Source organism: Stenotrophomonas sp. 93052_Sma (assembly GCF_056481145.1).
The window spans coordinates 4,729,174-4,752,194 of sequence record NZ_CM151134.1 but is presented as its reverse complement, the minus strand read 5'-3'; the positions used below and the strand labels follow the sequence as shown (position 1 = coordinate 4,752,194).

Annotated in this window: 16 protein-coding genes and 5 pseudogenes; 11 read left to right on the top strand and 10 right to left on the bottom strand. The window is 68.3% G+C overall.

Translation table 11 applies throughout. The features are described 5' to 3' along the window. Positions 1–24 precede the first annotated feature (24 nt). Positions 25–540, top strand: coding sequence for a cytochrome c oxidase assembly factor Coa1 family protein (locus ACZK2V_RS22165; protein WP_032129126.1), 516 nt, complete (start codon positions 25–27; stop codon positions 538–540). A gap of 205 nt (positions 541–745) precedes the next feature. After that, a pseudogene (locus tag ACZK2V_RS22160) lies at positions 746–2,543 on the top strand (DUF885 domain-containing protein). A gap of 425 nt (positions 2,544–2,968) precedes the next feature. Here ACZK2V_RS22160 and ACZK2V_RS22155 read toward each other — a convergent pair. Continuing rightward, positions 2,969–3,433, bottom strand: coding sequence for a hypothetical protein (locus ACZK2V_RS22155; RefSeq protein WP_014038879.1), 465 nt, complete (start codon positions 3,431–3,433; stop codon positions 2,969–2,971). Between the two features lie 184 nt (positions 3,434–3,617). On the opposite strand from ACZK2V_RS22155, the gene ACZK2V_RS22150 reads away from it, so the two are divergent. From ACZK2V_RS22150 to ACZK2V_RS22135, 4 genes are all read left to right on the top strand, one after another. Beyond that, positions 3,618–3,866, top strand: coding sequence for a hypothetical protein (locus tag ACZK2V_RS22150; RefSeq protein WP_006475755.1), 249 nt, complete (start codon positions 3,618–3,620; stop codon positions 3,864–3,866). 122 nt (positions 3,867–3,988) lie between these two features. After that, complete coding sequence (locus ACZK2V_RS22145) at positions 3,989–4,906, top strand: bestrophin family protein (RefSeq protein WP_087923940.1); 918 nt, start codon at positions 3,989–3,991, stop codon at positions 4,904–4,906. A gap of 19 nt (positions 4,907–4,925) precedes the next feature. Continuing rightward, positions 4,926–5,915 carry a porphobilinogen synthase gene (gene hemB, locus ACZK2V_RS22140; protein WP_279912897.1) on the top strand — a complete coding sequence of 330 codons (990 nt, stop codon included), beginning with the start codon at positions 4,926–4,928 and terminating at the stop codon, positions 5,913–5,915. Between the two features lie 32 nt (positions 5,916–5,947). Continuing rightward, entirely contained in the window at positions 5,948–6,217 is a 270-nt protein-coding gene (locus ACZK2V_RS22135; RefSeq protein WP_049424121.1) for an SHOCT domain-containing protein, read from the top strand. Positions 6,218–6,367: 150 nt separating this feature from the next. On the opposite strand, the gene ACZK2V_RS22130 is transcribed toward ACZK2V_RS22135, so the two are convergent. Then, a complete protein-coding gene (locus tag ACZK2V_RS22130) occupies positions 6,368–7,240 on the bottom strand; it encodes a TolB family protein (RefSeq protein WP_180844670.1) in 873 nt (290 codons plus the stop codon). A 48-nt stretch (positions 7,241–7,288) separates the two neighbouring features. On the opposite strand from ACZK2V_RS22130, the gene aroE reads away from it, so the two are divergent. From aroE to dinG, 3 genes are all read left to right on the top strand, one after another. Beyond that, positions 7,289–8,134, top strand: coding sequence for a shikimate dehydrogenase (aroE, locus tag ACZK2V_RS22125; RefSeq protein ID WP_049400873.1), 846 nt, complete (start codon positions 7,289–7,291; stop codon positions 8,132–8,134). Positions 8,135–8,137: 3 nt separating this feature from the next. Further along, a complete protein-coding gene (locus ACZK2V_RS22120) occupies positions 8,138–8,491 on the top strand; it encodes a hypothetical protein (RefSeq protein ID WP_049400872.1) in 354 nt (117 codons plus the stop codon). 167 nt (positions 8,492–8,658) lie between these two features. Continuing rightward, positions 8,659–10,761, top strand: a complete 2,103-nt coding sequence (gene dinG, locus ACZK2V_RS22115) for an ATP-dependent DNA helicase DinG (protein WP_486322814.1) — start codon at positions 8,659–8,661, stop codon at positions 10,759–10,761. Between the two features lie 57 nt (positions 10,762–10,818). On the opposite strand, the gene ACZK2V_RS22110 is transcribed toward dinG, so the two are convergent. Continuing rightward, positions 10,819–11,427 (bottom strand): hypothetical protein, encoded by a 609-nt coding sequence (locus ACZK2V_RS22110; RefSeq protein WP_486322813.1) that lies wholly within the window; start codon positions 11,425–11,427, stop codon positions 10,819–10,821. A 141-nt stretch (positions 11,428–11,568) separates the two neighbouring features. Then, positions 11,569–13,405: pseudogene (gene ilvD, locus ACZK2V_RS22105) on the bottom strand (dihydroxy-acid dehydratase). Between the two features lie 312 nt (positions 13,406–13,717). On the opposite strand from ilvD, the gene ACZK2V_RS22100 reads away from it, so the two are divergent. Further along, positions 13,718–14,290, top strand: a complete 573-nt coding sequence (locus tag ACZK2V_RS22100) for a DUF1190 domain-containing protein (RefSeq protein WP_032973640.1) — start codon at positions 13,718–13,720, stop codon at positions 14,288–14,290. Positions 14,291–14,297: 7 nt separating this feature from the next. Continuing rightward, positions 14,298–15,472: pseudogene (locus tag ACZK2V_RS22095) on the top strand (glutathionylspermidine synthase family protein). A 797-nt stretch (positions 15,473–16,269) separates the two neighbouring features. Here the strand turns inward: ACZK2V_RS22095 and ACZK2V_RS22090 are convergent. The 6 genes and pseudogenes from ACZK2V_RS22090 to ACZK2V_RS22065 all read right to left on the bottom strand — a co-directional run bounded on the left by ACZK2V_RS22090 (position 16,270) and on the right by ACZK2V_RS22065 (position 23,008). Then, positions 16,270–17,566: pseudogene (locus tag ACZK2V_RS22090) on the bottom strand (DUF58 domain-containing protein). Next, the gene (locus tag ACZK2V_RS22085) at positions 17,563–18,549 is read right to left on the bottom strand and encodes an AAA family ATPase (protein ID WP_005411535.1); all 987 of its coding nucleotides are present in this window, start codon (positions 18,547–18,549) and stop codon (positions 17,563–17,565) included. The pseudogene ACZK2V_RS22090 and the gene ACZK2V_RS22085 overlap by 4 nt, the downstream one beginning before the upstream one ends. Further along, a pseudogene (locus ACZK2V_RS22080) lies at positions 18,546–19,727 on the bottom strand (DUF4350 domain-containing protein). Before ACZK2V_RS22080 ends, ACZK2V_RS22085 begins: the two are co-directional and overlap by 4 nt. Then, a complete protein-coding gene (locus ACZK2V_RS22075) occupies positions 19,724–21,340 on the bottom strand; it encodes a DUF4129 domain-containing protein (protein ID WP_329914470.1) in 1,617 nt (538 codons plus the stop codon). The pseudogene ACZK2V_RS22080 and the gene ACZK2V_RS22075 overlap by 4 nt, the downstream one beginning before the upstream one ends. Next, positions 21,330–22,322, bottom strand: coding sequence for a stage II sporulation protein M (locus ACZK2V_RS22070; RefSeq protein WP_458075327.1), 993 nt, complete (start codon positions 22,320–22,322; stop codon positions 21,330–21,332). The genes ACZK2V_RS22075 and ACZK2V_RS22070 overlap by 11 nt, the downstream gene beginning before the upstream one ends. Next, positions 22,319–23,008 (bottom strand): RDD family protein, encoded by a 690-nt coding sequence (locus ACZK2V_RS22065; protein ID WP_049400866.1) that lies wholly within the window; start codon positions 23,006–23,008, stop codon positions 22,319–22,321. The genes ACZK2V_RS22070 and ACZK2V_RS22065 overlap by 4 nt, the downstream gene beginning before the upstream one ends. Between the last annotated feature and the right edge of the window lie 13 nt (positions 23,009–23,021).

The window sequence follows — 23,021 nt, the reverse complement described above, 5'->3', positions numbered from 1 at the left end:
CCACAGCCGGGAAGGAGCCCGCCGATGACCCTGCCACCACCGATTCCCGCCCATCGACAGACGTCCGCCGGTTGGTGGTGCCGTCATTGGCGCTGGGCGATGCCGTTGACGGTGGTGCTGGTGCTGGGCGGCGCCGGTGGCGTGGTGACCTGGAGCGTGCTGCGCTGGAGCGAGGCGGCACGCGAGAGCCCGCCGATGCGCGAAGCGTTGCGCCGCGCGGGCTGCAGCATCGAACTGGTGGAAGCCTTTGGCGAGCCGCTGCATATCGAATCGATGCCGCTGGGCAGCATGCAGACCGCGATGAACGGCCAGCGCGACGTCGGCCTGACCGTGGCCCTGGAAGGACCGCATGCGCACGGCCGGCTGTTCGTGCAGGGCAGCCGTCGCGATGAAGTCTGGGATTACCCGGTGATGTATGTACTGGCCGAAGACAAGCAGACCTTCGACCTGACTGCACTGGATGACGACGAGGCTGCGGGGGAGTGCGAGCTGCAGGCCTGCCGTGAGCGTGGCGAATGCCCGCTGACCGCCGCGCTGTGACCGCAGGTCGCGCGGCCGGGTAAGGGCGGCCATGTAGAGTCGACTGTTAGTCGACTGCTTTCCACAAGACGCCTGAAAACCCCGCGCTGCGCGCGATAGTCGACTGACAGTCGACTCTACCCATCAGCCGCGCCGTGACCTCCAACCGATTGTCGCCATCGCCGTGAGCGCGTAAGTTGCGGGCAACCCTTTGCTGGAGTGTCCCATGAAGCCGATTGCGCTCGCTGTTGCCCTGGCCCTGACTGCTGCCCCGTTGCTGTCCGCACCGCCGGCCCTGGCCGCGCCGGCCGCCAAGGCCGCGACTCCCGCCAGCCCGGCTTGGGTGGCACGCAGCAACGCCCTGGCACAGATCCTGCTGGATGCGCAGGGGCCGTTCCAGCCGGAAGAAACCGGCTTCTTCGGCGTTCCCGGCTACGACGACAAGGTGGCCGACCTCGGCCCGGACAACGGCAAGCGCTACCGCGCCGCGATGGCCAAGGCCCGCGACGAACTGAAGGCAAAGCTGGCCGCCGAAAAGGATCCCAACGTCCGCCAGGACCTGGAGATCATGATCCACGCCGCCAGCCAGAACATCGAAGGCAGCGAGCTCAACGAGAAGTACCTGCTGCCGTGGAGCGATGCGCCGCAGACGGTGTTCAGCGGCCTCAACCTGCTGCTGTCCGACCAGGTGCCGGCCGAGCGCCGGGCCAAGGCGCTCGACCGCCTCAAGGCCTATGCCGGCCTGCAGCCCGGCGGCACCGCGTTCACCACGCTGGCGCGCCAGCGCTATGAAGAGCGCTTGAAGGACAGCAGCCTGCTGCAGCCGACGAAGATCGAAGTGCAGCAGTCGCTGGACAACGTTGAGACCTACATCACCGGCATCGAGTCGCTGCTGAAGAAGTACCAGATCGCCGGTGCCGATGAAGCAATGAAGGCGCTGGCCGAGCAGATGAAGGACTACGCCGCCTGGACGCGCACGACCGTGCTGCCGAAGGCACGTGCCGACGCACGCCTGCCGGCGCCGCTGTACGCCTACCAGCTCAAGCAGGTCGGCATCGACATCGACCCGAAGCTGTTGATGCAGCGCGCAGCTGGAGTTCATGGAAACCCGATCGGCGATGCAGCAGCTGGCGCCGCTGGTGGCGAAGGACAAGGGCCTGAAGGTGGCCGACCCGAGCGACCCGGTGGCGGTGATCCGCGCGCTGAAGGCCGACAAGATCGCCGACGATCATCTGGAAGGCCACTACCGCAAGGTGATCGACGCGATCGATCCGCTGATCCGCGAGCACGCCATCGTCGACGTGCCCAAGCGTGCCATGCAGATGCGACTGGGTTCGGCCGCCGAGAGCGCCGCCAGCCCGGCGCCGCACTTCCTGCCGGCGCCGCTGGTCAACAACACCGGGCAGCAGGGCACCTTCGTGCTGCCGCTGGGCAATCCGGCCGCCGGTCCGGGTGCGCAGTACGACGACTTCAACTTCGGTGCGGCGGCGTGGACGCTGAGCGCGCATGAAGGCCGCCCCGGCCACGAGCTGCAGTTCACCGCGATGGTCGAGCGTGGTGTCTCGCTGGCACGCACGATGTTCGCGTTCAATTCGGTGAACGTGGAGGGCTGGGCGTTGTATGCCGAGGCCGAGATGGTGCCGTACGAGCCGCTGGACGGGCAGATGATCGCCCTGCAGTTCCGCCTGCTGCGCGCCGCGCGCGCGATGCTGGACCCGATGCTCAACCTTGGCCTGACCGATCGTGCCAACGGCGAGCGCGTGCTGATCGAGCAGGTCGGCCTGTCCAAGGCGATGGCCACCCAGGAACTGGATCGCTACATGGTGCGCATGCCGGGTCAGGCCGGAAGCTACTTCTACGGCTACACCCGCATCCTGGAACTGCGCATGCAGACCGAGCTGGCACTGGGCGCGAAGTTCGACCGCCTGGCGTTCAACAACTTCCTGCTCGACCAGGGCCTGTTGCCGCCGGACCAGCTGGCCGACGCGGTGAACAAGGTGTTCGTGCCGAAGTACAAGCGCTGAGCATCACCGGTAGTGCCGGCCACTGGCCGGCGCCGCGGGTTTCGTGCCAACCAAGGTTGGCACCTACCAGAGCGATGCGTCGGTTGTTGCAGGGGTAGTGCCGGCCGCTGGCCGGAAACCGGTGTTGGTAGATGCCGACCTTGGTCGGCGCTGTGGGTTTCGTGCCAACCAAGGTTGGCACCTACCAGAGCGATACGTCGGTTGTTGCAGGGGTAGTGCCGGCCACTGGCCGGCAACCGGTGTTGGTAGATGCCGACCTTGGTCGGCGCTGTGGGTTTCGTGCCAACCAAGGTTGGCACCTACCAGAGCGATGCGTCGGTTATTGCAGGGGTAGTGCCGGCCGCTGGCCGGCATTTCCCTTGGGCAGAGAGGATTCCTGAGGTTGCCGGCCAGCGGCCGGCACTACCGGCGGTGACCCTCTCGGGTCACCGCTGCGGTTGCGGCGTAATCACCTGTGTCGGCAACCGCGCGGGCGGTGCCGGATTCGGCACCCAGATCGCGACGCCGGCGGCGCGCTTCTGCGTGGTCGGAATACCGATGCCGACGCCGCCACCGACGTGCGAGCCGAACGTGCCGGCGCCGACCGACATGCCCACCGGCGAGCCACTGCTGCCCACGCCCATCAACACCACGCCATTGGCGCCGAGCGCGGCGGCCTCACGCTTCAGGCGTGCCACGGCGGCATCGGTCTGGCCCTGGGTGCCGAAGCCGACGGCGGACGCCGATTCCAGTTGGGCGATTTCCTGGGAACCGGCCGGTGGCGTCGAATAGATCTGCACCAGCGCCGGATCGATCGGTGCGCGGGCGCGGCCCAGCATCACCTTGGAGGTACTGGCACAGCCAGCGGCGACCAGCAGGATGGCCGCCAACGCGGCCCAACGGATGTTCATGGCACGACCCCTGTAGGACTGGTTGCGATCATCGGCGGGCCACTCTGAATCGGCGCCAACACCCGGGCCAGGGCACGCACGGCAGCACGCTAGCACGGCGGGGGTGACAGCCCCGCCAATGGCAGTAGGCGGCGGCAGCGGGAACGTCTATGGTTGGGGCAGGAACCAACTGCGGGAGAGCGGCATGGGTGTGATCAGTCTGTTGTGGGGCGTACTGGCGCTGTTGTGGATGATCCTGGCGCTGATTCCACTGCTGGGCTGGGGCAACTGGTTCCTGATCCCGTTCGCTGCGGTGGGCGCGGTCATCGCCGCGCTCGGCATCCTGTTCACCCACCCGAGCAAGCGCGGCCGGGCCTGGGCCGGGCTGGTGCTGAACGGCATCGTGGTGGTGGTCGGCATCCTGCGCCTTGGCCTGGGTGGCGGCGTGATCTGAGCCCGCACCCGGGTGCGACAGGGCGTCGCAGGCGCACGGTCCATGGCCGGGCAGGGGCGTACAATGAATGGCTGCGCGAGCCCCCCGCGTGCCTGTGAATCCGCGCCCGGCGCGGCTGCCCCATGATCATCCGACCCCGTCCCCACGGCTGGCAACTGCTTTACATCCTGCGCGGTTCGATCGTCAAAGCGATCGCGCCCAAGGTGCTGGCCATCCTGATCCTGTCCATTGCGGTGGCCGCAGTGGTGGAACTGGCGCCACCGACCGGCATCGAGCGTGTCTCGGTCACGCCGTTCACCCTGCTTGGCCTGGTGCTGTCGATCTTCCTCAGCTTCCGCAACAGCGCCTGCTATGACCGGTGGTGGGAAGGCCGCAAGCTGTGGGGTCAGCTGGTCTACGAATCGCGCTCGCTGGCCCGCCAGGTCAACCTGCTGCTGGCCGATGACGCGGGCCGCCGTCGCCGCATCGCCTACCTCACCACCGCCTTCGCCCATGCCCTGGCCGGTCGCCTGCGCGGGCGTATCGTGGCGCTGATGGCGCTGCCATGGCTGGACAAGCGCCAGCGCGAACAGCTCGGCCAGCGCGAAAACGTGCCCGACGCGCTGTTGTCGATGATCGCCGCCGAGCTGGCCCAGGCCCTGCGTGCCGGTGACCTCGACCCGATCCTCTACACCCAGCTGGAAGAGCGCCTGCACGCAATGTCGTCGATCCAGGCCGGCTGCGAGCGCATCCTCACCACGCCGCTGCCGTTCGCCTACACCCTGCTGCTGCACCGCTGCGCGTGGATGTTCTGCGTGCTGCTGCCGTTCGGCCTGGCCAGTTCGCTGGGCTGGGGCACGCCGGTGCTGTCGGCGGTGCTGGCCTATGCCTTCTTCGGCCTGGACCAGCTGGGCGAAGAAATGGAAGACCCGTTCGGCCTGGAGCCGAACGACCTGCCGCTGGACGCGCTGGTGCGCACGATCGAGATCGACCAGCTCGACGCGCTCGGCGAACGCCCATTGCCCGAACCCCTGCTGCCGCAGGGCTACCTGTTGCAATAGCCACTCCTCGGAGCCTGCCATGTCCCACCCGCTTTACCGCCCGCGCCGCATGCGCCATGACGAGTTCTCGCGCCGCCTGATGCGCGAGAACACGCTGACCACCGATGACCTGATCTACCCGGTGTTCGTGCACGAACTGGCCGGCCGCACCGCAGTACCGTCGATGCCGGGCGTGGAGCGGCTGTCGATCGAAGAGCTGCTGAAGGTGGCCGAAGAGGCGCTGGAGCTGGGCATTCCGGTGATCGACCTGTTCCCGGTGATCGACCCGTCGCTGAAGTCGCTGGACGCGTCGGCGGCGTGGGCCGAGGACGGCCTGGCGCAGCGTGCGATCCGTGCGCTGAAGTCGCGCTTCCCGGAACTGGGGGTGATGACCGACGTGGCGCTGGACCCGTACACCACCCACGGCCAGGACGGCATCATCGACGACAAGGGCTATGTGCTGAACGACATCACCGTCGAGGCGCTGGTCAAGCAGTCGGTATCGCACGCCGAAGCCGGTGTCGACATCGTTTCGCCCTCGGACATGATGGACGGCCGCATCGGCGCGATCCGCCGTGCGCTGGATGCCGACAACCACATCAACGTGCGCATCATGGCCTACTCGGCCAAGTACGCCTCGGCGTTCTACGGTCCGTTCCGTGATGCGGTGGGCAGCGCCACCAGCCTCGGCAAGGCCGACAAGAAGACCTACCAGATGGACCCTGCCAACGGCGACGAGGCCCTGCGCGAGATCGCGCTGGACCTGGAAGAGGGTGCTGACATGGTGATGGTCAAGCCGGGCATGCCGTACCTGGACCTGGTGCGCCGGGTGAAGGAAAAATTCGGCGTGCCGACCTTCGCCTACCAGGTGAGCGGCGAGTACGCGATGATGAAAGCCGCCTTCGCCAATGGCTGGCTGGACGAGCGCGCCTGCGTGCTGGAGTCGCTGCTGGGCTTCAAGCGGGCCGGCGCCGATGGCGTGCTGACCTATTTCGCGCCGCAGGTGGCGCGATGGCTGCGCGAGCGCTGACAATAGCGCCACGATAGACGGAGGATTACGCGATGGGACCCGAACTGGGATGGATGCAATGGCTGATCTGGGGCATCGGTACGCTGGTGTTCGGCGCCATCATCGTCGGTGTCTTCATCGCTGCCTGGCGGGCCGGCAAGCGCCCGCCGGAGCAGCTCTCCGCCGCCCGCCATGTCGCCCGTGAGCAGGCCCTGCCGGACAGCGTGCAGGCCGAACTGGCCGCGTTGAACCAGCGCAAGGACAACGGCCAGCTGAGCGAAGTGGAGTACGAGCAGTTGCGCGCCAAGGTGTTGTCGCGCTGACGGGTGGGTGCCAACCTTGGTTGGCACTTTCCCGCATGCCAACTAAGGTTGGCATCTACCAAGCGGCCATCCACGCACGGCGTGGATCTACCGCACGCAGCTGGCGCCTCCATCGCTCGGGTAGCCGCCAACCTTGGTTGGCGTTTGCCGTCACCGTGCGCCCGGCACGCACCCCGCAACCGCCGCCACCTTCGGCACGGCCAACCGGTACACATCCACGCCACCGGCACGCGGTGCCTTCGCCGCACTGCTGGCGACCATCATCTCGCCGGGCTTGGCGTTGTCGATCACCGGCGCGCCGGTCCAGCCGCTGGCCTGGTTGAACGACAGCCCCAATGGCTGCAGCGCCGCACCGGTCCACGCACAGCCGCTGCTCCACACCTGCGTGGACGTGCTGTTGCCGCGGCTGAACACCACGGCGCCGTCATGCCCCAGCCAGTCGCCGTCGGTCTCGTCGTCGGCGCTGTTCAACGCGCTCAGTGCGCTGGCCGGGCCACGCAGGCCCTGCGCATCCAGCGTCGCCACGAACAGGTCCCAGCCGGCGCCACGGCCCTGCTGGCGGGCAAACAACAGCTGCCTGCCATCCGCGCTCAGGGCTGGCCCGCGCTCTTCCCGGCGGCCCGCGTCGCCCGCCAGCAGCTGCGCGGTACCCAGCTGGCCATCGGTGGCCAGCGCGGCCCGATACAGCGCCAACGCGCCCTCGCGGCCGGCCGCGAACAGTAGCCAGCGGCCGTCACGGCTGAAGTAGGGATCACGGACCTCACCGGCCACGCCTACCGGCAAGGCCTGCGCCTGCTGCCAGCGGCCGGCCACCACGCGCGCCTCCCACAGGCCCCAACCGGCCTCGCCACGGCGGGCGAAAACGATGCGCTGGCCATCGGCGCTGATCGTGGCGCGGCCCTCGTCGGCACGGGTCGAGACCACGCCCATGCCTTCGATGCCGTACTCGTTCAACGCCATCGCCACGGGGGCAGAGAGTAGACTGGCGGCAAGCACCAGCAGGGGCGGGGTGATGCGCATCATCCGGGTCCGTGCACGAAAGAGCATCAGTCTAGCCAGCTTGAGGATTCCATGACCGACCGTTACGCCGTCTTCGGACACCCCGTTGCCCACTCGAAGTCGCCGCAGATCCATGCGACGTTCGGTCGCCAGGAAGGCATCGCGGTGGATTACCGCGCGATCGACCTGGCCCCGGATGCGTTCCTGGCCGGCCTGGAAGCCTTCGCCGCCGACGGCGGTGTCGGTGCCAACGTCACCTCGCCGCACAAGGAAGCCGCGTTCTCGGTGTGCACCACGCTGACCGCACGTGCGCGCCGCGCCGGCTCGGTCAACACGCTGCTGCGCAAGGGCGACCGCTGGCATGGCGACACCACCGACGGCATCGGCCTGGTGCGTGACCTGACCGACCGCCATGGCCTGGACCTGCGTGGCCGCCGCATGCTGCTGATCGGTGCCGGCGGCTCCGCGCGCAGCGTCGCTCCGGCCTTCCTTGATGCCGGCATCACCGAGCTGGTGGTGGTCAACCGCACGCCGGAACGCGCCGATGAACTGATCGACGCGATGGGCGAACCGGGCCGCGCGATCAGCCGCTACTGGGAAGACCTGCGCGAGCTGGGCGACTTCGAACTGATCGTCAATGCCACCTCGGCCGGCCGCGACCGCGACGTCGAGTTCAAGCTGCCGTTGTCGCTGGTCAACTCGATGACCACCGCCGTCGACCTGAACTACGGCGAGGCCGCCATCGCCTTCCTGGCCTGGGCGCGTTCGGCGAACTGCCGCAATACTGTGGATGGCCTGGGCATGCTGGTCGAGCAGGCCGCCGAGAGCTTCCTGCAGTGGCACGGTGTGCGTCCGCAGACCGACGAGGTCTACCAGACGCTGCGGCAGGGCTCGGCCGTGCTGGCCGGCGAGGACTGATCGATGGACAACACGACCCTGATGGTGACGGTGCTGAGCATCGTGGGCGTGCGCCTGCCGGTGCTGATCGCACTGTGCGTGGGCCTGGTCTGGGTGGTCGGCGCACCGCGCGATGCCACCCGCACCGGCGCCCTGGTCGGCCTGGTGCTGTTGCTGCTGTCCAGCCTCGGCAGCATGGCCGCCGGCATCCTGCCGATGTGGTTGATCAACAGCGGCAACTTCGACGCCATCTCGGGCATGAGTGCCATCCTTGGCGTGCTGCACTTCGCGCTGGCGATGGTCGAGGCCATCGGCGTGGTGCTGCTGGTGTGGGCGCTGGTGCGCCTGCTGCGTACCCGCACGATCCCGGCATCCTGACCGGTAGCGCCGGGCCATGCCCGGCGTATCTGGCCCTTGGGCGGTCCGGCCATCGGACCGTGACCGCCGCCTGGCGTCGTCGCTGGCCCGTTCAGGGTGCCAGCGACGGTGAACGCGGCCGGCCATGCGACAATGACCGGCCTGATCCAGCCACGGTACTTCCCGGCGTGACCGAAACCGTCGCCGCTCCGCGCACGCTCGATGACACCTTGAAGGACGCGATCCGCAAGGCGTACACGACGCTGCAGGCCAATACCCCCGGCTTCTCCACCCGTCGCTCGCAGAGCCAGATGATCGGCGTGGTGTCGCGTGCGCTGTCGAAAAGCGGTGGCGTCGGCGTGGTCGAAGCGCCCACCGGCGTCGGCAAGAGCCTGGGCTACCTCACCGCCGGCGTGCCGATCGCGCTGGCCAGCAAGAAGAAGCTGGTGATCAGCACCGGCACCGTGGCGCTGCAGTCGCAGCTGGTCGAGCGCGATATCCCGAATTTCCTCAAGGCCACCGGCCTGGAAGCGACCGTGGCGCTGGCCAAGGGCCGTACCCGCTACCTGTGCACGCGCAACGCCGCCGAGGCGCAGGGCGAGGGCTCGCAGGGCGGCATGTTCGAGGATGACGCGCCGCTGTTTGACCGGCCGCTGGCGCCGATCGAGATGGACATCGCCAAGCGCCTGACCGATGCCTTCACCGGCGGCAGCTGGGATGGCGACATCGACAACGCGCCGGAGACCATCAGCCCCGGCCTGCGCAGCCACATCACCACGCCGGCTTCGGGCTGTGCCGGGCGCCGCTGCGCCTATTCGGCGCAGTGCGCGGTGCTGCGTTCGCGCAACACCGTGCGTGATGCGCAGATCGTGGTCACCAATCACGCGCTGCTGCTGTCGGCGCTGTCGATCGGCGACAGCGACAACGGCCAGCCGTTGATCGCACCGCCGTCGGACATGCTGCTGGTGTTGGACGAAGGCCATCACATCGGCAACGTGGCGATCGACCAGGGCGCGGCCAGCCTGGCGCTGGACGAGATGGCCAAGCGCACCGGTCGCCTGCAGATCCTGATCGCCGGCGCCTACCGCGCGGTCGACAAGGATCGGTTGGGCAACCTGCTGCCGAACGAAGCGATCGAAGTCGCCAGCAACGTGGCCAAGCAGCTGCGCGCGTTCCGTGACCACATCGAGCGGGTGTGGATGCCGGCACCGGCCGACGAAGAGCCGATGTGGCGCGCGGCCAATGGCCGCCTGCCCGAGGCCTGGCGCGAGCCGATCGAAGCGCTGGCCGACGACACCCGCAGCCTCTACAACTGGGCGCATGCCGCCACCGCGCAGGTCGCCAAGGGCAAGCCGGACGATGCCGCGCGCGAGCGCCTGCAGCGCAACCTGGGCATGGCGCTGGAGATGATCGAGCAGCAGTACAACCTGTGGCAGGCCTGGCGCCGCGAGGACAAGGACGGCGCGCCGCCGATGGCGCGCTGGGTCACCGCCACCCGCGACGGCGACCTGGTGCTGCATGGCTCACCGGTGTCGGCCGCGCACGTGCTGCGCAAGCTGCTGTGGGATGAAGTGGATTCGGTGGTGATGACCTCGGCGACGCTGACCGGCGGTGGCGACTTCCAGTCGCTGGCAATCGACAACGGCATTCCCGAAGAGGCCGAGATGGTCTCGCTGTCGTCGCCGTTCGACCTGCCCAACCAGGCCGAGCTGATCGTGCCGAAGTTCCCGGTCACCCCGGACGACCGCGAAGGCCACCCGCGCGAAGTGGCGCGCTACCTCGACACCGAACTGGACTGGGCCAAGGGCTCGATGGTGTTGTTCACCTCGCGCTGGAAGATGGAGAAGGTGGCCGGGCTGATGTCGGCCGCGCGCCGAAAGCAGGTGCTGGTGCAGGGCGAGATGTCCAAGACCCGGCTGATCGACGAGCACCTGCGCCGCGTGGCGGCAGGCGAAGGCTCGGTGCTGTTCGGGCTGAACTCGTTCGGCGAAGGCCTCGACCTGCCCGGTGAGGCCTGCACCACGGTGGTCATCACCCAGGTGCCGTTCGCGGTGCCGACCGATCCGCAGACCGCTACGCTCAGTGAGTGGTTCGAGGGGCGTGGCCTCAATGCCTTCAACCTGATCGCCATTCCGCACGCGCTGCGCACGCTGACGCAGTTCGCCGGCCGCCTGATCCGCACCTCCACCGACACCGGCCGCGTGGTGATCCTCGATTCGCGGCTGCTGACCCGCCGCTACGGCAAGCGCATCATCGACGCGCTGCCACCGTTCAAGCGCGTGATCGGCTGAGACGGGGTCGGATCCCTTCCGCAGGAAGGGCTCTGACCCGACCACGCACTCTGTCGCTCAATCGCCCTCCGGATTCCGGCAGGCCTGGTTGCCCATCGCATTGTGGTAATCGCGATCAAAGCAGCGCAGGAAGCCATCGAGCACGTCCAGGTTGGGCGGCCACGGCACATCCACCTTCTGCCCGCCGGCGGTCGTGAAATGATAACGCCCATTCTTCAGCGCCTTGGCAATCTGCTCCGGCGCAGGAATCCCGATCAACCTTGCTCGCGCTTTCTCCAGCGCCCCACGATCACGCTGCAGGAAGGCGATCGTGCCGTCCACGTAGGCGTTCCAGTAACCGGGGTCGGTGGCGGTGGGCTTGTAGGTGCGCTGCATCAGCGCTACCGCCTGCGGGTACTGGCCTGCCTCCGCACGCATCTGGCCTTCATGCCAGAGAATCATGGTGTTGCCCGCAGCCTTGGGCAGCGCAGCATAGGCGGCGAGCAGATCAGCAGCTTCACGGTGGCAGCCACGGTCGGCCAGCGTGCGCCAGCCACCTTCCAGGTCCTGATCGAACGCATCCGGTTCCATCGCCAGCATCGCTGCACGGTCGTAGCGGCACTCGGGCGCTTCTGGCGGTTCTGCTGACGTGGCGATGGCAGCGGCCAGCGCAAAGGAAAGCAACATCCTCTCAACCTCCGTGTTGGTGACTTCCTGGACCACCATAACGGATCAGGAGGGGTAGCGCCGGCCGCTGGCCGGCAACCTCATTGATGTGGGGCGTCGCAGTGCAGATGCCGGCCAGCGGCCGGCACTACCGCACGGGGGTCAATCGCCCAGCAGGGCGGTGTTGCGTACGGCGCCCTTGTCGGCGCTGGTGGCGAGCAGCGCGTAAGCCTTCAGCGCGCTGGTGACCTTGCGCGGGCGCGGTGCGCGCGGCTTCCAGCCGCGGGCATCGGCGTCGGCGCGGCGCTGGGCCAGCGTGGCCTCATCCAGCAGCAGATCGATGCGGCGGGCCGGGATGTCGATGCGGATGCGGTCGCCGTTTTCCACCAGGCCGATGACACCGCCGCTGGCGGCTTCCGGCGAGACGTGGCCAATCGACAGGCCCGAGGTTCCGCCGGAAAAGCGGCCATCGGTGAGCAGCGCACATTGCTTGCCCAGCCCCTTCGATTTCAGATAGCTGGTCGGGTACAGCATCTCCTGCATGCCGGGGCCGCCCTTTGGGCCTTCGTAGCGGATCACCACCACCTCGCCCGGCTGCACTTCGTCGGCGAGGATGCCGGCGACGGCGGCGTCCTGGCTTTCGTAGACGCGCGCGGGGCCTTCGAACACATGGATCGACTCGTCCACGCCGGCGGTCTTCACCACGCAGCCATCGATGGCCAGATTGCCGCGCAGCACGGCCAGCCCGCCTTCCAGCGAATACGCGTGCTGCAGCGAACGGATGCAGCCCTCGGCGCGGTCCACGTCCAGCGTCGGCCAGCGCGTGGCCTGGCTGAAGGCTTCCTGGGTGGGGATGCCGGCCGGGCCAGCCTTGAAGAAGGTATGCAGGGTGTCGTTGTCACTGCGCACCACGTCCCAGCGTTCCAGTGCTTCGGCCAGGCTGGCGCTGTGCACGGTCGGCACCGTGGTTTCGAGCAGGCCGGCGCGGTCCAGTTCACCGAGGATGCCGTACACGCCGCCGGCGCGATGCACGTCCTCGATGTGGTACTTCGGCGTGTTCGGCGCCACCTTGCACAGCTGCGGTACGCGCCGCGACAGCGCGTCGATGTGGGTCAGGTCGAAGTCGACCTCCGCTTCCTGCGCGGCAGCCAGCAGATGCAGGATGGTGTTGGTGGAACCGCCCATGGCGATGTCCAGGGTCATCGCATTGGCGAACGCGGCCTGGGTGGCGATGCCACGCGGCAGCGCTCGGGTCTTCGCCGCCATACCAGCGGTGGCAGAGTTCGACGATCAGGCGGCCGGCGCGGCGGAACAGCGCCTCGCGGTCGGCGTGGGTGGCCAGCGTGGTGCCGTTGCCCGGCAGCGACAGGCCCAGTGCTTCGGTCAGGCAGTTCATCGAGTTGGCGGTGAACATGCCCGAGCAGGAGCCGCAGGTGGGGCAGGCGCTGCGCTCGAACGCGGCGACCTTCTCGTCGGAGGCGCTGTCATCGGCGGCCACCACCATCGCATCGACCAGGTCCAGCTTGTGCTCGGACAGCTTGGTCTTGCCCGCTTCCATCGGCCCGCCGGAGACGAACACCACCGGGATGTTGAGGCGCAGCGCGGCCATCAGCATGCCGGGGGTGATCTTGTCGCAGTTGCTGATGCACACCAGCGCGTCGGCGCAGTGCGCGTTGACCATGTACTCCACGGCATCGGCGATGATCTCGCGGCTGGGCAGCGAATACAGCATGCCGTCGTGGCCCATCGCGATGCCGTCGTCCACGGCGATGGTGTTGAATTCCTTGGCGACGCCGCCGACCTGTTCGATCTCGCGCGCGACCAGCTGGCCGAGGTCCTTCAGGTGCACGTGGCCAGGCACGAACTGGGTGAAGGAGTTGGCGATGGCGATGATCGGCTTGTGGAAGTCGCCGTCCTTCATGCCGGTGGCACGCCACAGGGCGCGGGCGCCGGCCATGTTGCGGCCGGCAGTGGAGGTGCGGGAGCGGTATTCAGGCATGGCTGGCGGAACGGGCGGGCCGTACAACGTGGGGGTCGCCCGATCATGGCCAATTTTTTCGGTTGCTGCTGCAACCACCCGTTTTCGGTAGATGCCGACCTTGGTCGGCGCCGTGCCGTGTGTGCCAACCAAGGTTGGCACCTGCCAGAGCGGTGCGCCGCCCGGGGTCGGATCCCATCGCGGCGCGATGGGCTCTGACCCCAATGCCCGACGAAAATGAAAGTCCGTTCATCTTTCGGACTTTGCCGATTCCGGTTGCTGGTCCGGATTTGGCATCATTGGGGCATTGATCCGTCGACAGGGCATGAGGCCATGAAACGTTCCCGCACCACCGCGCTGCTGCTGATGAGCGCCGCACCGCTGCTGTTCACCGCCTGCCAGAAGGAGCCGGAGGTGAAGGTGCAGGAAGGCCTGTACACCTCGGTGGAGGCCTGCACCGAGGCCACCGGCGATCCCTCGTCGTGCCGCAATGCCTTCGCCGAAGCGCAGAAGCAGGCCGCCGATGCGGCGCCGAAGTACGCCAGCAAGGAAGCCTGCGAGAAGGACTACAAGCCGGAACAGTGCGTGCAGCAGCACACCTCGGCCGGTACCTCGTTCATCGGCCCGATGATGATGGGCTTCTTCATGTCGCAGATGCTGAGCAACCGCGGCGGCTTGGCTCCGCAGGCGCCGGCGTCGGCGCCGGCCTACCAGGACAAGAGCGCCGGTTGGGCGCGTCCGGCCCCGGGCGGCAGCGGCGGCCTGAACACTGCCAGCGGCATCGGCGCGGGCAAGGCGGGCCTGGCCCCGGTCACCAGCGAGCCGAACCGTGCGGTCACCGCCAGCCGTGGTGGCTTCGGCAACACCAGCGCACGCCGCAGCACCAGCGGCAGCTACGGCGGCTGATCGACCCATGCAGCGTATCCGGATTGCCGAGCGTGCCCAGTGGCGGGCACGCGCGGAAGAGGCGGGTTTCCGCTTCCACACCATCGACGGCCAGCCGTACTGGGATGAAAGCGCGTATTACGCTTTCACCCTGCGCCAGATCGAGCAGGACATCGAAGACCCCAGCGCCGAGCTGCACCAGATGGCGCTGGACCTGGTCGGCGATGTCATCGGCAGCGAACGCCTGATGGACCAGCTGGCGATTCCGTCGCATTACCGCGACTGGATCGCCGACAGCTGGCGCCAGCGCCAGCCGCATCTGTACGGTCGCCTGGACCTGGCCTACGACGGCACTGGCCCGGCCAAGCTGTACGAACTGAACTACGACACGCCGACCTCGCTGTTCGAGGCCAGCTTCTTCCAGTGGCAATGGCTGGAAGACCAGCGCAATGCCGGTCGCCTGCCGCAGCATGCCGACCAGTTCAACGCGATCCACGAAGCGCTGGTCGAACGCTTCGGCGAACTGGCCACGCAGCTGCCGCCGCCGCTGTATTTCAGCGCCGTGGGCAGTTCGGAAGAAGACCGCGGCACCGTGGAGTACCTGCGCGACTGTGCGTCGCAGGCCGGCCTGCATGGCCAGGCCATCGCCATCGAGGATATCGGTCTGTCCGAGGATGGACGCTTCACCGCGCTGGACGATTCGGTGATCGGCACGCTGTTCAAGCTGTACCCACTGGAAGACCTGATGGTCGAGGAGTTCGGCCGCGCGCTGCCCGGCTCGGGCGTGCAGCTGCTGGAGCCGGCGTGGAAGGCGGTGCTGAGCAACAAGGGCATCCTGCCGCTGCTGTGGCAGCGCAACGTGGGCCATCCGAACCTGCTGGAAGCGCACTTCGATGACGGCAGCACGCTGGCTTCGGGCTGGGTGCGCAAGCCACTGTTCTCGCGCGAAGGCGCCAACATCGAGATGCACCTGGCCGACGGCAGCACCCAGCGCAGCGACGGTCCCTACGGCGGCCCGGCGATAATCCAGCGCGCATCCGCTGACCCGCTTCGAAGGCGGCTATCCGCTGATCGGTAGCTGGGTGGTGGGTGACCACGCCTGCGGCATCGGCATCCGCGAGGACGACAGTGCGATCACCCGCGACAGCGCGCTTCGTGCCGCACGCGATCGTTGATGAGGCGCCGACGCGGATCTACGTCTGATGACGGTACGGCGCCCCCGGGCCGGCGTGGGCAACCGACGCCGGTCGTAGAACAACCGCTGTAGGTAGATGCCGACCTTGGTCGGCGCTGTTGATTCCGTGCCAACCAAGGTTGGCACCCACCAGAGCGGTGCGGCGGTTGTTGCAGGGGTAGTGCCGGCCACTGGCCAGCAACCGCCGTTGGTAGATGCCGACCTTGGTCGGCGCCGTTGATTCCGTGCCAACCAAGGTTGGCACCTACCAGAGCGATGCGTCGGTTGTTGCAGGGGTAGTGCCGGCCGCTGGCCGGCAATCGCCGTGGGTAGATGCCGACCTTGGTCGGCGCCGTTGATTCCGTGCCAACCAAGGTTGGCACCTACCAGAGCGATGCGTCGGTTGTTGCAGGGGTAGTGCCGGCCGCTGGCCGGCAACCGCCGTGGGTAGATGCCGACCTTGGTCGGCGCTGTGGGTTCGTGCCAACGAAGGTTGGCACCTACCAGAGCGGTGCGTTGGTTGTTGCAGCAGGGGAGTGCCGGCCGCTGGCCGGCAATCGCCGTTGGTAGATGCCGACCTTGGTCGGCGCTGTGGGTTCGTGCCAACCAAGGTTGGCACCTACCAGAGCGGTGCGTCGGTTGTTGCAGGGGTAATGCCGGCCGCTGGCCGGCAATCGCCGTTGGTAGATGCCGACCTTGGTCGGCGCCGTGGGTTTCGTGCCAACCAAGGTTGGCACCTACCAGAGCGGTGCGTCGGTTGTTGCAGGGGTAGTGCCGGCCGCTGGCCGGCAACCGTTGTTGGCTCCCACCAGATCGATCGCTGGTATCAGAGCAGCCCTTCGCGCTTCACCGCCAGGTAGCGTTCCACCAGCGCACCGGGCAGGGCATCGGCGGTCACGTCCAGCACCATCACCTTCTCGCTGCGCAGTGCCTCATGCGCCTTCGCGCTGCTGCAGGTACAGCGCAGCGGCACCGGCTTGGGTCGCGTCTTCCAGGGTTTGCACGTCACCTTCCAGCGCAGCGTCCAGTTCGCGTTCGCGCAGGCTGGCCACGCATACCAGATGGCGCTGCTGCAGCAGGCGCACCGCCGCCAGCAGGTCCTCGATATCCTCGTCGCGCACATTGCTGACCAGCATCACCAGCGCACGCCGGCGCTGGCGCAGCGACACTTCGGTGGCGGCGGCCAGATAATCGGTGGCCACCGCGCGTGGCTGCAGGTCGTAGCTGGCGCGCAGCAGGTGCTCGACGGTGCCCATGCCGCGCTGCGGCGCCACCCAACGGCGCTCGCCACCGGTGGCGAACAGGCCGGCGGCGTCGCCCTGGCGCAACGCCAGGTAAGCCACCACCAGCGAGGCGTTCAAGGCATGGTCGAAGTGCGAGAGCCCGCCTTCGCTGGCCAGCATGCGCCGACCGCTGTCGAGCATCAGCAGCAGCTGCTGGTTCTTCTCGTCCTGGTATTCGCGCGAGATCAGCTTGCGCGCACGCGCGGTGGCCTTCCAGTCGAGCTGGCGCAGGCTGTCGCCGATGCGGTACTCGCGCATCTGGTGGAAGTCGGTGCCTTCGCCGCGGCGGCGCTTCACGTGTGCACCGACCAGCCGCGAGGCCTGGTCGGCACTGAACAGGGCAAAGCGGGTGAGCGGCACGAAGTTCGGATAGACCCGCACGTCCAGTGCGGGCGGCAGCGTGCGTTGCTGCCACCACAGCCGCCACGGCGAACGCATGCGCAGATGCACGCCTTCGAAGCGGAAATGCCCACGCTGCAGCGGCTGCAGGTGATAGTGGAGGGTGGAAGCACTGCCCGCCTGCAGGCGCACGCGCTGCGGCAGCGATTCCAGTGGCCAGCCGCCGGGCACCAGGTCGAACACCTGCACCGTCATCGGTGCGTCCGCTTGCAGCCGCAGTGCAGCCTCGCGGCGCACGCCCAGTGCCAGTGCTTCGGGCAGTTCGCGCTGCACCTGCGGCGACGGACGCCGCCACTGGCGCCACAGATCCATCAGCGCCGGCACGGCAATCGCCAGCGCCGCCAGCGCCCAGCTCCAGCGCGGCAGCAGACCGCCCAGCACCAGACCGCCCAGGGCAGTCCAGGCCAGCAGTAGTGCCAGCAGCAGCGGGGCCGGCCTCATCGGCGCGGCGCTTCCACCTTGGCCAGCAGCGCGCCCAGCACGTCGTCGGCGTCCTGGCCTTCGATCTGCAGTTCCGGGGCCAGCGCGATGCGGTGGCGCAGCGCCGGGCGTGCGATGTCGCGCACATCATCCGGAGTGACGAAATCACGACCGGCCAGCACCGCCTGCGCGCGCGAGGCACGCACCAGCGCGATGCTGCCACGCGGGCCAGCGCCGACCGCGATACCCGGCCACTGCCTTGTGGCCGCCACAATCCGCACCGCGTAGTCGATCACTTCGTCGTCGACGGTGATCGCCGCAGTGGCGCGCTGCAGTTCCAGCAGCTCACCAGCACCGAGCACGCGTGGCACCTGGCTCAGGTCGAAATCGCTGGCGGCGCGGCCGCTGGTGATCGCGGTCACCATGCGCTTCTCGTCCTCCAGCTGCGGGTAGTCGATCAGCACCTTCAGCAGGAAGCGGTCCAGCTGTGCTTCCGGCAGCGGGTAGGTGCCTTCCTGCTCCAGCGGGTTCTGCGTGGCCAGCGCCATGAACGGCGGCGCCAGGGTGAAGGCCTTGCCTTCGATGGTCACCTGGCCTTCCTGCATCACTTCCAGCAGCGCCGACTGGGTCTTGGCGGGTGCACGGTTGATCTCGTCGGCCAGCAGCAGGTTGGTGAACACCGGGCCGCGGCGGATCTTGAAGCTCTCGCTCTTCGGGTCGTACACCGCGTGGCCACTGACGTCGCTGGGCATCAGGTCGGGGGTGAACTGTACACGCCCGTAATCCAGCTCCAGGGCCTGTGCCAGTGCGCGCACCAGCAGGGTCTTGCCCAGCCCGGGCACGCCCTCGATCAGCACGTGACCACCGGCAAGCAGCGCCACCAGGATCTGGTCCAGCACATCGGCCTGGCCGATGAAGGCGTGGCCGACGGCATCGCGGATGGCATCGACGCGTTCGATCAGGCGGGCGTTGGCGGCCGCCGGCAGCTCGGGGACTTCGGTCATAGCAGGGATCTCATCTGGAGCAGCAAGCGGATGCGCTCGCGCAGGGCGGAGGAATCGTGCGGCGGAGGGGGCGTGAGGCGCTGGCAACGCGGCCTTGCGGCCACTTCAGCAGCTCGGCGATGGCCTGATCGCGCGGCGCGCCATCGAGTGCGGCGGCAACCGGTGCGCGCAGGCGCAGGCGGTGCAGGAACAGGGCGAGTACGGCCTCGTACAGGCGCGCCGTGGCCGAAACGCAGCAGCAGTTCGCCACTGGCGCGCACGTGCTCCAGCAGCGAACGGCGTTCCAGAACCGGCGACGGCAGCAGGCTGCCGAAGCGCTGCGAGCGGCCCCACAGCCAACCCAGCAGGGCCAGCAGCAACGGTGCCCACAGCGGCCAACCCTGATAGAACATGCGCGACCACAGCGACGGCGGGCGGCTGGCATAGACCAGCCAGACCGCACCCTTGCCGTAGTTCGGATCAAGCAGATAGCGGGTCAGGTCGCGATGCGACGCGTCGTGCAGGCCGTCGCTGGCCTTGCCCCCTGCGGAGGCCAGGCGCGCCGCCGGTGAGTCCACCTCGCTGCGCATGAACTCCATGTCGGCCAGCACGCTCACCTTGCCCTGGCCATGGCGCAGGCGCGCGAACACCAGGTCGCGATCCGTGCCCCAGCGACGTTCGGCCTGCGCACTGGCGGCAAAACCCAGGGTGAAGCGGCGGCCACCACAGAATTCAACGTGGCCAGGATCGTCGTCGACATGGAATGGCTGGCAGTCGCTGCGCTGGAACAGGCTGTCCACGCCCAGCCGGTCCAGCAAGGGGCCCTGCGTGCTGCCGGCATCGTCCTCGGCCGGCGGCGGTGTACGTACCAGCAGGTGGCCGCCACCGTCGACCCAGTCCAGCAGCGCGCTGGCAACGGGCGGCGGCAGTTCGCTGCTGTCCTGCAGCAGCACCACCGTATCGTTCGGCCCCAGTGCCATCTGCTGCAGTTCCAGCCGTGGCCGCGAGTGCACGTCAATGCCATCGGCGCGCAGGGCCTGGCCGAGTACGTACAGCGGGTTGTAGGCGGCTTCGCCCTGTGGCGGCAGCCGGATCGTCTCGGTCACCCGTTCGTGCGTGCGCAGGTAGAGGATGGTCAGCGGTACGCCGAACAGCACCAATGCACCGAGCAGCAGCGACCAGAACAGGCGCGGACTCATGCCTGCCACCCGTACTGCTGGCGCAGGGTATCGGCCAACGCATCGAAATCGGCGCGGCTGGGCAGGCGGCCACCGTAGGCAGCGTACTGCCACATGCGCACGATGCGCGCGAACAGGTCACGGTCGCTGGCCTGGGGCATGCGTCGCGATGCGCGCAGGCATTGCGCTTCGGTGGCACCGGGTGGAAGCGCGATACCGCTGCGCTCGCCCACCGTGCGCACGCTGGCGCGGTACAGCAGGGCCAGCGCCTGCCGCGGCCGGCCCTGGTCCCAGAGCAGGCCGGCCTGGGTGGCCACGTCCGGCGGCAGCACCACCGGCAACTCCACCTGCTCCTCCAGCACCTTCGGTGCAGCGTCGGCCTTGCGCCGGCCACTGCCACGCAGCCATGGCAGCCACAGCCGCGCGGTCAGCAGCAGCACCAGCAGCAGGATGCCGAGCAGGCCCCACAGGCCCCATTCGGCCAGCCGTGCCAGCCAGGCGATGCCGTCCTTGCGCGCCTTGCGTTCACCTTTGCTGTTGGTGTCACGCTGCAGCTGCTTGTCTTCCTTCTTTTTTTCCTCGGCCTGCTCGATCGGCTTCCAGCGGGTGACCTGGCGGGTCGGGCGCTGCAGCGGGTCTTCATAGGCGCGGTTCACTGCCTGACGGAAACCGGCGGTGTCCACCGGCGCTGTACCGAAGATCATTGCCGGCGTATTGGCGGGGTCGTTGGCCGCGGTGGCCGGTTCTTCCGCACTGTCTTCGTCCTCTTCGGCATCGCCTGCCTGCTCCGCGACCGTCTGCGCGTCCTGCGCATGCACCGGTGCGGACACCAGCGGCAGTGCCAGCCACAGCAGCAGCGCCAGCGTCGATGCTGCCGGCAGCAGCCGCTCGCGCAGGCGGCGCAGGGCGATTTCGACGTCCCAGGCTTCCATCTGCGTTCGACGGTTCAGGTACAGGCCAAAGCCCGCACCGACGAAGAACGGGCCGATCAGCACCGAGGCCAGCCAGCACGCCAGGTTGAAGCCCAGCCGTGCCCATGCCGGCGTGTCCTTGCCAATCATGTCCCACGCCGCACGCCACGATTCGGACATCAGCTCCAGTGGCATGAACATGAACACCGCACCGATCGCGCCGGATACCAACACGGCTTCGAACGCCAGGCAGGTCACCGTCAGTACCAGTGCCGCGCCCGCTGCGCCGGCTGCCACCGCTCGACGGCGTGGGCCGCGCTGCCCCGGTGTGTTGCCTTCCAGCAGGTTCACCGGCAGGCACAGGCTGCGCAGCACGCTGAAGCGGCGCCAGCCCAGGTAGCCCCAGAAACCGGTGTTGCCCCAGTGGCGCTGCGCGCGCAGCGCGGCCAGCGTGCCGACCGGCTCACCGAAAATGCCGCGCGACAGCACGTACAGCGGCGCGCGTTCGAACAGCGGCTTGCACCACCACATCGCCAGCCAGGCCCAGCCGAAGGCATCCAGCCACCAGCCCAGCGCGTTGAAGATCACGAACAGCGGTGCACTGGCCAGCAGCCAGCTGCCCCACAGCGCACGCGCGTGACGGCGGGACAGGGCGGTGCCCAGCTCCATCGCTTCCCAGCCACTGCGGGCGCGCAGCGCCACGTCCAGGCGGTCAATGCGCATGGCCGCCCCCACGTCCGCCGCGCCACAGCCACAGCAGCACGCCGGCCCACAACACACCGGCCACGCTGAACTTGCCCCACGCCGGTACTTCGGCAAGCGAGGACCAGAAGGCTTCGATGAAGGCGGCCACCAGCAGCATGAAGGCGACGCCGAGGCACAGCCGTGCGCCGATGCGGCCGCCTTCGACCAGTGCATCCAGGCGGCTGCGCCGGCCTGGTGCCAGCAGCTTCATGCCCAGCTGCAGACCGGCACCGCCGGCGATCACGATCGCGGTCAGCTCGAAGGCACCGTGGCCGACCACGAAGCGCCAGAACGGGTCGCCATGGCCGATGTGCTGCAGGTGACCGGCCACCGAACCGATGATCACGCCGTTGAACAACAGCACCAGCAGCGTGCCCAGCCCAGCCAGCAGCCCGCTGGCGAAGGTGCGCAGGGCGATGCTGATGTTGTTCATGATGTAGTGGCCGAACATCATCCAGTCGGTGCCGCTGTCACGCCCCAGGCGCTCGGCGGCGGGATCGTACATGCGCTCCATCTCGGCGATCTGGCGGTTGTCCATCAGCATGTGGATCAGGTCCGGATAGACCTGCACCAGCACGAAGCAGGCCACCGCCGGCAGCGCGAACATCGCCAGCGCCACCCACATGCTGCGCGCCTGGCTGCGCACCAGCAGCGGGAAATCGGCCACCAGGAACTCCAGGGCACCCCGCCAGCGCGTCGGCGGCGTGCGGTACAGCACGCTGTGGCCCTGCTGCATGAGCTGCTGCAGGCGCTGCACCAGCTGCGGGCTGTAGCCGCGTTCGCGGGCCAGCGCCAGTTGCTGGCACAGCCGCCGGTAGCGCTGCGGGAAGGTGGTGTCGTCCAGTGCCAGGCCGCTGGCCTTGCGGCGCGTGCGGCGTGAGGCACCGGCACGCCGCAGCAGCCACTGCTCCAGGTCCTGCCATTCCTGCTGGTAGCGGGCGACGAACTGTTCCTGCTTCATCGCCGCCCCAGCAGCCAGTTGGCCATCGCATACAGGCGCAGCACGCCGACCTGGCCATGGGTGCCGGTCAGTGGCTCGGCAATACCGGCCAGCTCCTGCTGGCGCGCCGCCGACAATCGTGGCGCGCGCTCGGCGAAGGCCATCAACGCAGCCTGTTCCTCTGGTCGCAGGGGCTGCGGCGGGGCCAGCACGCTGTCGATGGTCGGCGGCGGTGGCAGGTACAGCGCGGGTGCGTGCACCACCACGGTGCCCGCCACCAGGTCGCCAAGGCGGCGGCCATGCGGATCGAACAGGCTGCTGATCAGGCCCAGCGCATAGCCGAACGGCAGCATGTCCACCGTGCGTAGCAGGTTGCGGGTGATCGCCGCCATCCAGCCTACCGGCGCGCCATCGCGGGACAGCACGCGCAGCCCCAGCGCACGCTTGCCCAGCGTGCGCCCCCACAACGCTTCACAGACGATCGGGTAGGCCCAGTAGACCAGGAACATCAGCACCAGGTAGAGGCCGGAGCCGAACTTGTCCAGCAGTGCCAGCGGAATGGACACCAGCACCAGTGCCGCGATGCGCACGCCAAGATCGACCAGCCAGGCCATCGCCCGCGGTACCGGGCCGGCGGCAGGCAACTGCAGCGGCACACCCTCCGGCGTCACCACCTCGCGGTAGGTATCGAGCATCGGTGCGGCCATCAGCGCGATGGCC

Bases quoted from the DNA above. Each gene is read 5' to 3' on its own strand.
- ACZK2V_RS22165 (WP_032129126.1), top strand. From the start codon at position 25: ATGACCCTGCCACCACCGATTCCCGCCCATCGACAGACGTCCGCCGGT.
- ACZK2V_RS22155 (WP_014038879.1), bottom strand. From the start codon at position 3,433: ATGAACATCCGTTGGGCCGCGTTGGCGGCCATCCTGCTGGTCGCCGCT.
- ACZK2V_RS22150 (WP_006475755.1), top strand. From the start codon at position 3,618: ATGGGTGTGATCAGTCTGTTGTGGGGCGTACTGGCGCTGTTGTGGATG.
- ACZK2V_RS22145 (WP_087923940.1), top strand. From the start codon at position 3,989: ATGATCATCCGACCCCGTCCCCACGGCTGGCAACTGCTTTACATCCTG.
- hemB (WP_279912897.1), top strand. From the start codon at position 4,926: ATGTCCCACCCGCTTTACCGCCCGCGCCGCATGCGCCATGACGAGTTC.
- ACZK2V_RS22135 (WP_049424121.1), top strand. From the start codon at position 5,948: ATGGGACCCGAACTGGGATGGATGCAATGGCTGATCTGGGGCATCGGT.
- ACZK2V_RS22130 (WP_180844670.1), bottom strand. From the start codon at position 7,240: ATGATGCGCATCACCCCGCCCCTGCTGGTGCTTGCCGCCAGTCTACTC.
- aroE (WP_049400873.1), top strand. From the start codon at position 7,289: ATGACCGACCGTTACGCCGTCTTCGGACACCCCGTTGCCCACTCGAAG.
- ACZK2V_RS22120 (WP_049400872.1), top strand. From the start codon at position 8,138: ATGGACAACACGACCCTGATGGTGACGGTGCTGAGCATCGTGGGCGTG.
- ACZK2V_RS22110 (WP_486322813.1), bottom strand. From the start codon at position 11,427: ATGTTGCTTTCCTTTGCGCTGGCCGCTGCCATCGCCACGTCAGCAGAA.
- ACZK2V_RS22100 (WP_032973640.1), top strand. From the start codon at position 13,718: ATGAAACGTTCCCGCACCACCGCGCTGCTGCTGATGAGCGCCGCACCG.
- ACZK2V_RS22085 (WP_005411535.1), bottom strand. From the start codon at position 18,549: ATGACCGAAGTCCCCGAGCTGCCGGCGGCCGCCAACGCCCGCCTGATC.
- ACZK2V_RS22075 (WP_329914470.1), bottom strand. From the start codon at position 21,340: ATGCGCATTGACCGCCTGGACGTGGCGCTGCGCGCCCGCAGTGGCTGG.
- ACZK2V_RS22070 (WP_458075327.1), bottom strand. From the start codon at position 22,322: ATGAAGCAGGAACAGTTCGTCGCCCGCTACCAGCAGGAATGGCAGGAC.
- ACZK2V_RS22065 (WP_049400866.1), bottom strand. From the start codon at position 23,008: ATGGCCGCACCGATGCTCGATACCTACCGCGAGGTGGTGACGCCGGAG.